This is a genomic window from Arthrobacter sp. SPT-J7 (genome assembly GCF_059089965.1).
In genome coordinates, this window is record NZ_JBNHFF010000001.1 from 398,924 (window position 1) to 412,435 (window position 13,512).

Annotated in this window: 14 protein-coding genes; 12 read left to right on the forward strand and 2 right to left on the reverse strand. The window is 64.1% G+C overall.

All coding sequences use genetic code 11. The annotated features are described in order from the left end of the window. Window positions 1-27: 27 nt before the first annotated feature. The 4 genes from AC5RWX_RS01840 to AC5RWX_RS01855 all read left to right on the forward strand — a co-directional run bounded on the left by AC5RWX_RS01840 (window position 28) and on the right by AC5RWX_RS01855 (window position 2,988). Window positions 28-276, forward strand: coding sequence for a PLD nuclease N-terminal domain-containing protein (locus AC5RWX_RS01840; RefSeq protein ID WP_493945158.1), 249 nt, complete (start codon window positions 28-30; stop codon window positions 274-276). Between the two features lie 243 nt (window positions 277-519). Further along, a complete protein-coding gene (locus AC5RWX_RS01845) occupies window positions 520-1,365 on the forward strand; it encodes an ABC transporter permease (RefSeq protein ID WP_493951413.1) in 846 nt (281 codons plus the stop codon). Further along, the gene (locus AC5RWX_RS01850) at window positions 1,362-2,135 is read left to right on the forward strand and encodes an ABC transporter permease (RefSeq protein ID WP_493956666.1); all 774 of its coding nucleotides are present in this window, start codon (window positions 1,362-1,364) and stop codon (window positions 2,133-2,135) included. Before AC5RWX_RS01845 ends, AC5RWX_RS01850 begins: the two co-directional genes overlap by 4 nt. Beyond that, entirely contained in the window at window positions 2,125-2,988 is an 864-nt protein-coding gene (locus AC5RWX_RS01855; RefSeq protein WP_494096937.1) for an ABC transporter ATP-binding protein, read from the forward strand. Before AC5RWX_RS01850 ends, AC5RWX_RS01855 begins: the two co-directional genes overlap by 11 nt. A 207-nt stretch (window positions 2,989-3,195) precedes the next feature. On the opposite strand, the gene AC5RWX_RS01860 is transcribed toward AC5RWX_RS01855, so the two are convergent. Beyond that, complete coding sequence (locus AC5RWX_RS01860; protein WP_493939941.1) at window positions 3,196-3,684, reverse strand: MarR family winged helix-turn-helix transcriptional regulator; 489 nt, start codon at window positions 3,682-3,684, stop codon at window positions 3,196-3,198. A gap of 122 nt (window positions 3,685-3,806) precedes the next feature. On the opposite strand from AC5RWX_RS01860, the gene AC5RWX_RS01865 reads away from it, so the two are divergent. The 8 genes from AC5RWX_RS01865 (at window position 3,807) to AC5RWX_RS01900 (ending at window position 12,713) form a co-directional block, all read left to right on the forward strand. Beyond that, window positions 3,807-4,739: an SDR family NAD(P)-dependent oxidoreductase gene (locus AC5RWX_RS01865; RefSeq protein WP_494078511.1), complete on the forward strand. Its 933-nt coding sequence runs from the start codon at window positions 3,807-3,809 to the stop codon at window positions 4,737-4,739. Between the two features lie 2 nt (window positions 4,740-4,741). Then, window positions 4,742-5,644 (forward strand): amidohydrolase family protein, encoded by a 903-nt coding sequence (locus AC5RWX_RS01870; RefSeq protein WP_493956664.1) that lies wholly within the window; start codon window positions 4,742-4,744, stop codon window positions 5,642-5,644. Further along, window positions 5,641-6,852, forward strand: a complete 1,212-nt coding sequence (locus tag AC5RWX_RS01875; RefSeq protein ID WP_494096938.1) for an acyl-CoA dehydrogenase family protein — start codon at window positions 5,641-5,643, stop codon at window positions 6,850-6,852. Before AC5RWX_RS01870 ends, AC5RWX_RS01875 begins: the two co-directional genes overlap by 4 nt. Window positions 6,853-6,886: 34 nt before the next feature. Beyond that, complete coding sequence (locus AC5RWX_RS01880) at window positions 6,887-7,342, forward strand: MaoC family dehydratase (protein ID WP_493956662.1); 456 nt, start codon at window positions 6,887-6,889, stop codon at window positions 7,340-7,342. A 193-nt stretch (window positions 7,343-7,535) separates the two neighbouring features. Further along, window positions 7,536-8,531, forward strand: coding sequence for an ABC transporter substrate-binding protein (locus tag AC5RWX_RS01885; RefSeq protein ID WP_493939946.1), 996 nt, complete (start codon window positions 7,536-7,538; stop codon window positions 8,529-8,531). Between the two features lie 203 nt (window positions 8,532-8,734). Continuing rightward, the gene (locus tag AC5RWX_RS01890) at window positions 8,735-9,733 is read left to right on the forward strand and encodes an ABC transporter substrate-binding protein (protein ID WP_494096939.1); all 999 of its coding nucleotides are present in this window, start codon (window positions 8,735-8,737) and stop codon (window positions 9,731-9,733) included. Window positions 9,734-9,931: 198 nt separating this feature from the next. After that, window positions 9,932-10,924, forward strand: coding sequence for an ABC transporter substrate-binding protein (locus AC5RWX_RS01895; RefSeq protein ID WP_494096940.1), 993 nt, complete (start codon window positions 9,932-9,934; stop codon window positions 10,922-10,924). A 211-nt stretch (window positions 10,925-11,135) separates the two neighbouring features. Then, complete coding sequence (locus AC5RWX_RS01900) at window positions 11,136-12,713, forward strand: acyl-CoA synthetase (RefSeq protein ID WP_494096941.1); 1,578 nt, start codon at window positions 11,136-11,138, stop codon at window positions 12,711-12,713. Window positions 12,714-12,806: 93 nt separating this feature from the next. Here the strand turns inward: AC5RWX_RS01900 and AC5RWX_RS01905 are convergent, their stop codons facing one another. Next, the gene (locus AC5RWX_RS01905) at window positions 12,807-13,427 is read right to left on the reverse strand and encodes a PadR family transcriptional regulator (protein ID WP_493945151.1); all 621 of its coding nucleotides are present in this window, start codon (window positions 13,425-13,427) and stop codon (window positions 12,807-12,809) included. Window positions 13,428-13,512 lie beyond the last annotated feature (85 nt).

The following is a 13,512-nucleotide window of genomic DNA, read 5'->3' on the forward strand; positions in this document are numbered from 1 at the left end:
GCTGCCTGCATAGACCGGGAGACCGCCATGAAGAACGCAATGCTGAGGGCCACCAAGAAAAAGCGCTTCAAGGATCTGAGCGGGGACCAGAAACGGCGCGTTGCCGTGACGGCCGCGGTGCAGATGGCCTTGCAAGCCGCCGCGCTCAAGGACCTGAAAAAGCGGCCGAAGACCTTGGTCAAAGGACCAAAGCCGGCGTGGTTCGCGGCGTCCTTCGTCAATTTCATCGGCCCGGTGGCCTACTTCCTCTTCGGCCGAAAGCGCCTAGTGCACTAAGCACAATCCGTTGAGAAATTCAATCCACACGACTCAACCACCGTCAAACACTGTCTTGTGGTTTCGGCTGAGTAACGATGCCCTAGAGTGTTTGACGTCACTGAGTGGCATCGACCACACTTGAAATAGTGAACGCGTGTTCGGTCAGCGAACAAGCGCGGTCTGTATCCCCGTTCTCCTCGGGGCAGAAGGAGTGGAAATGAAATGTGCGCTGAATGAAGCGCCGCACCGGGAGGAGCTGCCATGAGCGCTCCGGCGGTGACAACAGACGGTCAGGGCGCCGCGGTTAGCCGGTCGCCGAAGCGGCCGGCGAAGAAGCGCCCCACCAAGCAGTTATTGGGGCTGGCCGGGATTTTGGCGTTCTTGCTGGTGTGGGAACTGGTGCCGCGGGTGGGGATTGTTGAAGCGCGCTTCCTGCCGCCAGCATCCGAAGTCATCGCGATGTTGTTCAACGACTTCGGTCTGACCGCATTTTGGTTGGCGGTGGGGGAGACCATGTTGGCTTGGCTGCTCGGCTTGCTGATGGCCGTGCTGCTGGCGGTGGTGCTTGGTTTCATCATCGGTTCATCCAACTTCCTGCGGAAGGTCACCAACTCCACGGTGGAGTTCCTGCGCCCGATCCCGTCGGTGGCATTGATTCCGCTGGCCGTGCTGCTGTTCGGCGTGAAGATCGAGTCCTCGCTGATGCTGATTGTCTATGCGTCCTTCTGGCAGGTCTTCATCCAGGTGCTCTACGGGGTGGCGGATGTGGACAACGTGGCGATGCAGACCGCGAAATCGTACGGCCTGGGCCGGTTCGCCCGAGTCCGTTACGTGGTGTTCCCGACCGCGTTGCCGTACCTGATGACCGGCGTGCGACTGGCCGCTGCCGTGGCGCTGATCCTGGCGATCACGGCCGAACTGGTGATCGGTTCCCCGGGGCTGGGCCGGGAAATCGCGCTGGCGCAATCCGGCGGAGCGATTTCCGGGATGTATGCGTTGGTGTTGGCCACCGGTTTGATCGGCGTGCTGATCAACCTGGTGATGCGCTTCATTGAGCGCAAGACCCTGTCCTGGCACGAATCGATCCGTTCCGAGGTGATCGCATGAAAGTCCTGAAGGGCATTGCCTATGCGCTGGCGCTGCCGGTCATCCTGGTGCTGATCTGGTGGGGATCCACGCTGGGCACGACGAACTTCTTTGTTCCGACCCCGGCAACGCTCGCGGAAGCGTTCGGTGAGACCTGGTTCGGTGAGCGAATTTTCTCCGACGTGCTGCCGTCGATCGGCCGGCTGCTCGTCGGCGTGATTGCCGCGATCGTGATCGGCATTGCTGCCGGCCTGCTGATCGGTTCGGTCAAATGGCTGCGCGACTTCACCGAACCGGTGCTGGAGTTCTTCCGCGCGATCCCGCCGCCGGTGCTGATTCCGGTGCTGATGCTGCTGATGGGCATCACCGACTCGATGAAGGTTGTGGTCATCATTTCCGGCTGCATCTGGCCGGTGCTGCTGAACACGATCGAAGGTGTCCGCGCCATCGACTCGGTGCTCTCGGATTCGGCCCATACCTACGGGATCGGCGGCTGGGCGCGGGTGCGTTACCTGGTGCTGCCCTCGGCCGGTCCGCAGATCATGGCCGGTGTCCGCCAGTGCCTGTCGATCGGTTTGATCCTGATGGTCATTTCCGAAATGTTCGCCTCGTCCTCGGGGCTGGGCTTTACCATCGTGCAGTTCCAGCGTTCCTTTGCGATTCCGGAGATGTGGTCCGGCATCGTGGTGCTGGGCCTGATCGGTGTTGCCATGTCATTCATCTTCCAATGGACCGAGCGCAGGATCTTGCGCTGGTACCACGGCCTGCGAGAGGTAGAAAATGCAGCCTGAAATCACTCCCGTTTCGACCGGCAGGACCCTGCCCGAAGGCCAGGCCATGCTCTCGGTCCGCGGCGTCAAGAAGGTCTACCACACCGACGGCGGCGACATCGAGGCGGTGCGCAACCTGACCTTCGACCTGAAGGCAGGGGAACTGGCCTGCTTGGTGGGCCCGTCCGGTTCCGGCAAGACCACGTTGCTCAAGTGCATTTCCGGCCTGCTGGCGCCCACCGAGGGCGAGGTGCTGCTGGACGGCGCCCGAGTGACCGGCCCGCCGAAGAAGATGGCGGTGGTGTTCCAGGAATACGGCCGCTCGCTGTTCCCCTGGATGCGGGTGCGCGAGAACGTGGAGCTGCCGCTGAAGAACGCCGGCATGGCCAAGGCCGAGCGCGACAAGCTGGTGGACGAGGCGCTGGAGGCCGTGGGCCTGGACCATGTGCCGCAGTCCTATCCGTGGCAGCTCTCCGGCGGTATGCAGCAGCGCGTGGCGATCGCCCGCGCCGTGGCCTACCAGCCCGAGGTGCTGCTGATGGACGAGCCGTTCGCGGCCGTCGACGCGCAGACCCGTGCGGACCTGGAGGATTTGATCCGCACGGTCTGGAAGAAGCTCGGCGTGACCGTCCTGTTCGTCACCCATGACATCGACGAATCGGTGTACCTGGGCCAGCGCGTGATCATCCTGTCCTCTTCGCCGACCGTGATCCAGGAAGACCTAGAGATCGACCTGCCGGACGAGCGCGACCAGCTCAACACCCGCGCCCTGCCGCGGTTCACCGAGCTGCGCCACCACGTGTACGAGCAGATCCAGCTGGCCAAGCAGGGCCACCGCCCCGCCGCCGCCACCCAGGCCGGCAGCGCAAGCTAACCAGGCTCAAAAACAACCAGGAGCCGGCCACTTCCCGTTGCGGAAGTGGCCGGCTCCGTACTTTAACTGGTGCCGGCGCGACCCGGCCCCCGGAATCGAGTGCGCAGATAACGCCCTTTTCAGCGCTGAAAGGGGCGTTATCTGAGCACTCGTTGGGAGCGGGATGCAGCGTTCGGGCGGGGCGGCCCGGGGGGACGCGTGCCCGGCTCAGAAAGCGATGCGGCGGAGCAGGTCGCGCAGCGTTTCGCGCTCCTGGTCATTCAGCTGCGCCAGGGAATGGTCGGAGGCCTGGCGGACGATCGCTTCGGCCCGCTTATAGAGCCTGCGGCCCGCGGGCGTGGCGGCGATGACTTTGGACCGGCGGTCGCGCGGATCGGCTTCACGAGTCACCGCTCCACGCTTCTCCAGTTGGTCCACCAGGGCCACGATCTGGCTGGGATCCAGGCTCAGGAAATCTGCCAGTTCACGCTGTGAGGGATTCTGCCCGCTGCAAGCCAGCGAGAGGACGGAGTAGGAGCGCACCTTCAAATCAAGCTCGGCCAGCATGTTGTTGGCACGCCCGGAGCCGAGCGACCGCGCCCGCGCGGTGAGGAATTCGATCTCGCTGGCGAGGTCGGTGTTGTGCAGCCGCTCGACGCCGCTGCCCTCCGCCGTCTGGCTGGCCGTGCTTGCGTCGGCCGTGGTTGCTGCGGACATGTTCCCTCGCTACATCTCGATGCTGGAAAATATGATTGACTTTTTCAATCATATGGGTTGTCATTGGTTTCAGACCAGCATAAACCCATGCACCCCTCAGGTGCAGGAACAAGGAGCATCAAATGTCACTGGCCGGAAAAGTAGCCATCGTCACCGGAAGCGGCCGCGGCCTCGGCCTGGCCTACGCCCAGGAGCTTGCCCGCCAGGGAGCCGCCGTCGTCGTCAATGATGTTGATGCACAGGTGGCCGAGGACGCCGTCGCCAGCATCACGGCAGCCGGCGGCAAGGCCACCGCCGTCGTGGCTCCGGTGGGTTCCACCGAAACTGCCAAGCAGTTGGTGAACACCGCCGTCGAGACCTTCGGCGGGCTGGACATTCTGGTGACCAACGCGGGCGTGCTGCGGGACAAGTCGCTGCTGAAGATGACGGACGAGGACTTCGACCTGGTCATCAACGTGCACCTGCGCGGCACCTTCACCTGCGTCCGCGAGGCCTACGCCTACTTCAAGGAGAACGGCGTGGCCGGCCGGATCATCACCATCGGCTCGCCCACCGGCCAGCGCGGCAACTTCGGCCAGACCAACTACGCCGCCGCGAAGGCCGGCATTGTGGGCATGGTCCGCACCTGGGCACTGGAGATGAAGAGGGCCGGCGTCACCGCCAACGCCGTCATCCCGGTGGCCGCCACCGCCATGACCAAGACCGTGCCGTTCTTCCAGAAGGCCGTGGAGGCGGACGAGCGCGGCGAGGCCATGCCGGACTTCTTCCGCAAGGACCTGGGCTTTGGCACGGCCGACGACGTAGCCGGCCTGATTGCCTACCTCGCCTCCGACGCCGCGGCCAAGGTGACCGGCCAGGCGATCGGCGTGGGCGGCGACCGCCTGCAGCTGTGGTCCCATCCGGAAGCCGTGGTCACCGAGTTCATGGACGGCGGCTGGACCTACGAGGCGCTGAGTGAGCGCTTCGAGGACCTCTTGGGTGACCGGCTGCAGAGCGTGGGCGAGGAGTTCCCCGAGCTGCCGGCCGAACTGCAGCCCGAGCCGGCGGCGAAGTAGCCATGGCCCCCACACGTTACGAGCTGGGTCTGGACGTCGACTCACTGACCGCGATCGACATGCACGTGCATGTCGAGATCGACGGCCACGGGCACGTCTCGCTGCCGCAGGAACTGATGGACGCCTCGAGCAAGTACTTCAAGGCCGAGGAGCGAACGCCGTCGCTGGATGCGATTGCGGCGACCTACCGGGAGCTCAAGATGGCGGCCGTGGTGTTCACCGTGGACGCCCGGACCCGGCTGAAGCACGAGCCGAACAGCATCGAGGACATTGCCGAAGGTGCGGCCCGGAACAACGACGTGCTGATCCCCTTCGGTTCGGTTGATCCGCTCACCGGTGCCGAAGCGATCGACCGGGCGAAGCAGTTGGTCGAGGACTACGGGGTGCGCGGGTTTAAATTCCACCCGAGCCTGCAGGGCTTCAATCCGTCCGACGAACGGTACTACCCGCTGTGGGAGGCTCTGCAGTCGCTCGGCCTGCCCGCCGTCTTCCACACCGGACAGAACGGCATGGGCGCCGGCACACCCGGCGGGTCAGGAATCAAACTCGGGTACTCTAATCCGCTGCTGCTGGATGAGATCGCCGCGGACTTCCCCCAGTTCCAGATCATCATGGCGCACCCGTCGGTGCCGTGGCAGGACGAGGCCAACTCGATCGCCACGCACAAGTCGAACGTGTTCATCGACCTGTCCGGCTGGTCGCCCAAGTACTTCCCGGAGTCATTGGTGAAGCTCTCCAACTCGGTACTGCAGGACAAGGTGCTCTTTGGCACCGACTACCCGCTGATCACCCCGCAGAAATGGCTGGGTGCCTTCGCGGACCTGCCGCTGAAGGACGAGGTGCGTCCAAAAATCCTCAAGGACAATGCGGTGCGCCTGCTGGGGCTGGACGGGGCTCAGCGATGAGTGCCGTCGCCGAAGAGAGGGCAGGGACCGTGGTTGAACCGTTCTACCCGTCCGACCAGTATGGCTATGCCACCCTGCTGACCGACGCCGAGCGCGGCGTGCTCGGCCGGCTGCGGACGGTCCTGCAGGAACAGGTCCAGCCGCTGCTGGCCGACTACTGGGAACAGGGAGAGTTTCCCTACCAGATTGCCCAGCCGCTCTACGACCTGGACCTGATGGCCCCGGCGGAGCTGACCGCCGGCGATGCCAAGCCATCCGGGCTGTATGAGGGCTTCCGCAACTTTGAACTCGCCCGGACGGACGCCTCCGTTGCCACTTTCTACAACGCACAGTCCGGGCTGTTCCGCACGGCCGTCAATTTGGGCGGCAGCGCAGAGCAGGCGGCCGAGCTGGACCCGAAAATCCGCAGCTTCGAGTTCAAGGGCGTCTTCGCGCTTACCGAACCGGAGCACGGATCGGACATCGCCGGCGGGCTGGAGACCAGCGCCCGGCGCGACGGCGACGAGTGGATCATCGACGGCGCCAAGCGCTGGATCGGCGGAGCCGTTACCGCCGATGTGCTGGCCATCTTTGCCCGCGACCAGGCCGACGGCCAGGTCAAGTGCTTCCTGGTGCCGACCGACGCCCCCGGTGTCGAGCTTTCCAAAATCCTGCGCAAGACCTCGCTGCGGATGATGCAGAACGCGGACATCACGCTGTCCGGCGTACGCGTCCCGGACTCGGCGCGGCTGCAGAAGGTGAACTCGTTCGCTGACGTGGCCTCGCTGCTGCGGAACATGCGCTCGGACGTTGCGTGGATCGCCACCGGCCTGCAGGCCGGGGCCTACGAGGCAGCGCTGCGCTACGTCAAGGAGCGGAAGCAGTTCGGCAAGCCGCTGGCCGGCTTCCAGCTGATCCAGGAGAAGCTCGCCACCATGCTCGGCAATGTCACCGCGTCGCTCGGCATGGCGGTGCGGCTGACCCAGCAGCAGGAGGAAGGCATCTACAAGGATGAAAACTCCGCATTGGCCAAGATGTTCTGCAGCGCCCGGATGCGCGAAACCGTCGCCCTGGCGCGCGAGCTCGTCGGAGGCAACGGCATCACGCTGGACACAGACGTCGCGCGTTTCCACGCCGACGCAGAGGCCGTCTATTCCTACGAGGGCACGCACGAGATCAACGCCCTGATCGTCGGCCGGGCCATTACCGGCACCGGCGCATTCCGCTAGACCACATCAGCAACACAGTCCCCAAGGAGCAATCATGAGCAACACCGTCGTCAACTTCGAAGACCTGCCCAACCTGGTCGGCAAGGACCTCGGCTACACCGACTACCGCGAGATCAGCCAGGACCAGATCAACACCTTTGCGGACGCCACCGATGACCACCAGTGGATCCACACCGATGTGGAGAAGGCCAAAGAAGGCCCCTTCGGCGCACCCATCGCGCACGGCTTCCTGACCTTGTCCCTGATCATCCCGCTGTGGAGCGAACTGTTCGACGTCGAAGGCGTCAAGACCAAGGTCAACTACGGGCTGGACCGGGTGCGCTTCACCAACCCGGTCAAGGCCGGTTCCAAGGTTCGCATGCACTCCGTCATCGCCGAGGTCACCGAGGTCAAGGGTGGCGTGCAGATCAAGACCAACAACACCATCGAGATCGAGGGCGAGGAACGCCCCGCGGTCATCGCGGAGTTCCTGGCTCGCTTCTACGTCTGACAGCCCGGCCGTCGTCGGCCGCGGCGCGGCCCGGTGCCGTCCGGCGGCGGGTCCCGGTGGCGTATAACATCACAAACCGGCCACGACCATTGATTTATTCAACTATTGCATCTACGTTGTACTTAGCTGTGGTGCTGGTCACAGTCAGCCCCCGATGGTCGGGGGACGGCACTACGGAACACAAGGAGCATTCATGAAGAAGCATTTGGCTAAACTTCTGGCTGGCGGCGCCATTGCGGCGATGGCACTGACCGGCTGTGGATCCGGCTCTCCATCCGGGTCCAACGAAGCCCCGGCCGCCGAGTCCGGTGCCGCAAGCGGCGGCCTGACCAAGATCACGGTGGGCGTGCTGCCGATCGCACCGTCGGGTGCCATGCAGTACGGCATTGACGAAGGCATCTTTGAGAAGCACGGGCTCGACGTCGAGCTCCAGACCGGGCAGGGTGGCGCGGCAATGCTGCCGGCAGTTTCCACCGGCACGATGAATTTTGCCGTGGGTAACCCGCTGTCCGTGATGACCGCAGTGGACAAGGGCCTGGACATGAAAATCGTCTCGGGCTACAGCAATTCCCGGGCCGAAGGCGAGGATAACAACGCCGTGATCGTCAAGGCCGACTCGGGGATCGAGAGCTTCGCCGATCTGGCTGGCAAGACCACTGCCGTCAACACCCTCAAGACCCAGGGCGACTTGACCATTATGGAGTCGGCCGCGGAGGACGGTGCCGATCCGTCCAAGCTCAAGTTCAGCGAAATGCCGTTCCCGGACATGGAAGCCCAGCTGGAACGCGGCAACGTGGATGCCATCTGGGTTCCGGAGCCGTTCCAGTCAAAGGCGCTCGCCAATAGCGACTACAAACTGCTGGGCTACCCGAACCAGAAGACCCTGCCGGGCCTGCCAACCATGGTGACCTTCACCAGCGGCAACTACGCGGAGCAGAACCCTGAGGTGGTAGCGGATTTCAAGGCCGCCGTGACCGAAACCCTGAAGGATGCCGAAGCCAACAATGACGGCGTGCGCGCTGTCCTGCCGGACTTCATGGGCATGCCGGAAGAGGTGGCCAAAAACCTCAAAATGGAGGTGTTCGACGGCGATGTGCGGACCCAGGTGCTCAGCGACATGGGCAAGCTGATGGTCAAGTACAAGTACGTGGACAACCAGCCGGATGTGCCGGCCATGGTTGTGAAGTAATTCAAGCGAGCATCGAGCAGGGGCGGTTCCGGATTTTTCGGGGCCGCCCCTGCGGCGTGTGATGCCCCGGGTGACGGCGCTGGCCGGGCGCGTGGCTAAGTATTAGCTGCATGAGTGGGGGTCGGGCAGCCCCCACTGTGGCCTGCCTGACAACCGCTGCCTAGACTCCCAAGAAACGCTGAAAACACACGAGGGAGTGCATGATGAAGCGACTTGTCACTATGGTCTGTGCCGCCGTTGTGGCGGCAACGTTGGGGGCCTGCGGCGCGGGGTCGCCGTCCGGTGGGCCGGCAGCTACCGACGGCGGCGGCGCTTCGCCGGCGGAGGGGATGACTCCGGTGAAGGTGGGTGCGATTCCGATCGGCGACGTGGCACCGCTCCACCTCGGTAAGGCCAAGGGGTTCTTCGAAGAGGAAGGACTCGACCTGACCATCGAGAACACCACTGGCGGCGCCGTCTCGGTCCCGGGCGTGGTGAGCGGCAGCTTCGACTTTGCCTTCGGCAACACCGTCTCGCTGATGGTGGCCCGCGACCAGGGGCTGGACCTGAAATACGTGGTTAACGGAACCCGTGCCTCTAACCAGGACGACGTCGACTTTGCCGGCGTCGTGGTGACGAAGGATTCGGACATCAAATCGGTCAGGGATCTGGAGGGCAAGACGGTCTCCTCCAACAATCTGGCCAACATCGGCGACACCACTATCCGGACCGCCGTGGATCAGGCCGGCGGCGACGGCTCCAACCTGAAGTTCGTGGAAGTTGCCTTCCCGGACGCGCTGGCCGCGGTGGAGAACGGCCAGGTGGACGCCGCGCTCATTCTGGAGCCCTTCCTGACCTCGGCCATCAAGAGCGGGGCGCGGGTAGTGTCCTGGCCGTACCGCGAAACAGATCCGAATTTGGATATCGGCGGCTACTTCACCTCCGCGGACAAGATCAAGCAGGACCCGGAACTGGTGCAGAGATTCACCGCGGCAATGACCAAGTCGATGAACTATGCCCAGGAGCACCCGGACGAGGTCCGGAAGATCATCGGCACCTACACCAAGACCGACCCGGCGCTGCTGAATGAAATCGTGCTGCCGCGCTTCGACCCGAAGTTCGACCGCGAGGCCGCCCAGACACTCGCGGATGCAGTGCTGAAGTACGGCACCGTCGACAACAAGGTGGACCTCGACGCGCTGCTGCCGGCAGCTAACCAGTGACGTTGCAGAAGCTGTCGGTTGCACAGGCTGCTGGCTCAGGCCGGCTGCTTCGTCCGGGTCGACGCCGGTTTCCGAGGCTGAGGAGCCCGGTCGATAACAATCCGGATGCTCCGTTGACCTCTACCACTATGGATGTAGATACTGTGAGTGAGCTGGGGCACACTCGTGCCTTCTGGCAGATTGATGGGAGAGGGAACCGTGAAGAAAATCAGGGCAGCAGTGGCATTGGCGGCGGTGCTGGCGTTGACGGCGTGTGGCGGTGGAAGCCCGTCGGGCGGCGGTGGGGCATCGGCTCCCGCGGGTGGCGGCGAAACAGCCGGAGGAATGACAAAAATCAACGTTGGTGTCATCCCCATCGTGGACGTAGCGCCGATTTACCTGGGTAAAGAGCAGGGCTTCTTCAAGGAGGAGGGGCTGGATCTGGAGCTTACCTTGGCACAGGGCGGTGCGGCCATCATCCCGGCCATCACCAGCGGCCAGATGGACTTCGGATTCAGCAACGTCACCTCGCTGGTCATCGCCCGGTCCAAGGGCCTGGACATGAAGATGGTTGCCAACGGTGTCGCCACCACCGGCGACCGGGATAAAGACTTCGCCGCGGTCATGGTCAAGCCGGACAGCGGCATCAAGGACATCCCCGACCTCGTGGGCAAGCGGATCGGTGTCAACACGCTCAATAACATCAGCGATTCCACCATCCGCGAAGCTGTCGAGCAGTCCGGCGGCGATTCGTCCAACCTGAAATTCGTGGAAATGCCGTTCCCGGATATGCCGGCGGCCTTGGCGAACGGCCAGGTGGACGCGATTGCGGCCGTCGAGCCGTTCGAGACCATTGTGAAAGACGACGGCGCCGTTCCGGTCTTCTCCAATTACGCGTATCCGGTCAAGGATCTCACCGTGGCGACCTACTTCACCTCCGACAAGAACGTGCAGGAAAAGCCGGAACTCACTGCAGCGTTTGTCCGCGCCATGAAGAAGTCGCTGGCCTATGCCAACGATAATCCCGAAAAGGTGCGCGAGATCCTGCCTACCTACACGAAGCTGGATCCGGCGGTGATCGAGAAGCTGACCCTGCCGAAGTTCCCGCAGGAAGTGAACGCCGACTCAATCAAGGAGATCGCCGACATCTCGCTGAAGAACGGGCTGATCGACCAGGTTCCGGACATGCAGGCGCTGCTGCCGCAGCAGTAAGCCCGCACCATGCGCCGATGATGCCTCTTCCCCGGCGGAAGGGGCATCATCGCCGTCTACGGGCCCCGGCCCCAGCCTCAGTCAAACGGCATTCTCAACTATTGACTTTTTCAACTAAGCCGCATTAGGTTGAGTGAGAGCCGCGGTGATGCGCTTCACGGCGGCTTCGCTGGGTAGCCCGGGCGCCGGGTACGTCGAAAGGGTTTGAACGATGCAGAATCAGGGGCTCGGTGCCTGGATCCACAAGCGCCGCATGAAGTCCGCGGCCAAGACCGCGATCATCAGCACCGCGGGCGAGATGAGCTACGGAGAGTTCGCCGAGCGGGTCGACCGGCTGGCCAATGCGCTGGCGGACCGCGGCATCGCCCAGGGCGACCGGGTGGCGTATCTGGGGGAGAACCACCCGTCCTTTTTGGAGACCTTCTTTGCCTGCGGCACCCTCGGAGCCATCTTCGTGCCCCTCAACACCCGCTTGGCACCGCCTGAAGTCCAGTTCGCCCTGCAGGACTCCGGCAGCCGCATCCTCGTCCATGCCCGCACTTTGGAGCCGCTCGCGGTGCGCGGCAGCACCCTCCTGGGCATCAGCCACCGGATCGTGGTCGAGGACGGCCCCGCGGGCGACGGAAACGGCGCCCCCACGGCAAGCGCAACCGACGCAGGCGGGGAGGGCGCCGCCGTCGAGCTGTTGGAGGACGTGATTGCCTCCGGCAGCGAGGAGCGCCGCGATGTGGCCGTCTCGCTCGATGATTCGGCCATGATCCTCTACACCTCCGGCACCACCGGCCGGCCGAAGGGCGCGCTGCTCACGCACGGCAACATGACCTGGAACAGCATCAATGTGCTGGTTGACTTCGATATGGCCAGCACCGACGTCGCCCTGATGATCGCGCCGATGTTCCACGTGGCGTCGCTGGGCATGGGGGTGCTGCCGGCGCTGCTCAAGGGTGCCACCGTGGTGCTTGAGCCGAAGTTCGAACCCGGTCGGACCTTGATGCTGATCGAGAAGTACAAGGCCACCAGCATCAGCGGCGTGCCGACCACCTATCAACTGCTCTGCGAGCATCCCGACTGGGACAAGACCGACATCAGCTCGCTCAACAAGCTGACCTGCGGCGGCTCCGCGGTGCCGATGCGGGTACTGGAGGCCTACGAGGCCCGCGGCCTGTCCTTCACCAACGGCTACGGGATGACGGAGACAGCGCCTGGCGCCACCACGCTGGCCGCGGAGAAATCGCGCCCGAAAGCCGGATCGGCAGGACTTCCGCACTTCTTCACCGATGTCCGGATTGCCGACCCGATGGGCGAAGTGCTGCCGCCGCGCGAGGTGGGCGAGATCCAGATTTCCGGCCCGAACGTGATCCGCGAGTACTGGAACCGGCCCGATGCCACGGCCGAAAGCTATGCCGACGGCGTCTGGTTCAAGTCCGGCGACATGGGCTACGTGGACGACGAAGGCTTCCTGTTCATTTCCGACCGGCTCAAGGACATGATCATTTCCGGCGGCGAGAACATCTACCCGGCCGAAGTGGAGCAGATCATCCTGGAGCTGGAAGCGGTCAGCAGCGCGGCCGTGATCGGCGTGCCGGACGAGAAGTGGGGCGAGGTCCCGCGCGCGGTGGTGACCGTCCGCGAAGGCTTTTCGGTGACTGCCGAGGACATCCAGCAGCACCTGGACGGGCGGCTGGCCCGCTACAAAATCCCCAAGTCCGTGGTGATCGTGGAGGACCTGCCGCGGACCGCCAGCGGCAAAATCCGCAAGGCGGACCTGCGCAAGGAATACTCCAACTAGCCCGCCGATGTCCGGGTGCCGCCGCCGTCCTACCGCGGACAACGACGGCGGTGCCTGGCTTCGGCTCTCCGGAACCGGGCTGCTATCGGGCGGCTACTTCCTGGCGCCGGCAGCCTGCCGGGAGCCCGGCCGGCTGGCGTAGAGCTGGTCGATCAGGGCGAGCCCGCGCTGGGCCCAGGCAATTTCTTGGTCGGCCCGGGCCACCAGGCCTTCATAGGTGAAGCGCTTGAAGGCCTTGACCCGTTCGCGGTCGGCGTCGGGCGTGACGGCCAGGCGGCGGTTGAGCATTTCGCTGGCGTCCTGGTCGATCTCGCGGATCCGCTGCTCCCACTGCTGGCGTAGGCCGGTGTGGTGCTCAATGTGCGCGCGCATCTGCTCGCGCGCTGCGTCGGGCTCGGCCCATTCCAGGTAAGCGGCCTTCAGGTGCGCTGGGTCCCGCACCCGGGTGTATTCGAGGGTGGTGTTCATCCAGTCCCGGAACGCTCTCACCCCCGCGTCGGTGATGTGGTACCGGCGCTTCTTGCCGCGCTGGCCCCAGGTGACTTCCTCGCCGTCGAGCAGGCCTTCCTTCTCCATCCGCCGCAGCTCCGGGTAGATCTGTGAGTCCGGTGCGTGCCAGACGTGCCCCACGGAGGATTCGAATTCCTTGTAGAGGTCATAGCCGGTCATGGGCTCAACGCTGAGCAGCGCCAGCAAGGCGTAGCGGAGACTCATTGATCCAACTTTCTATTCACCTGTGTTGCCACTCACTATATCCATCGATAGTCTGAGAATCACGCCACTATCTATGGTGATAGTT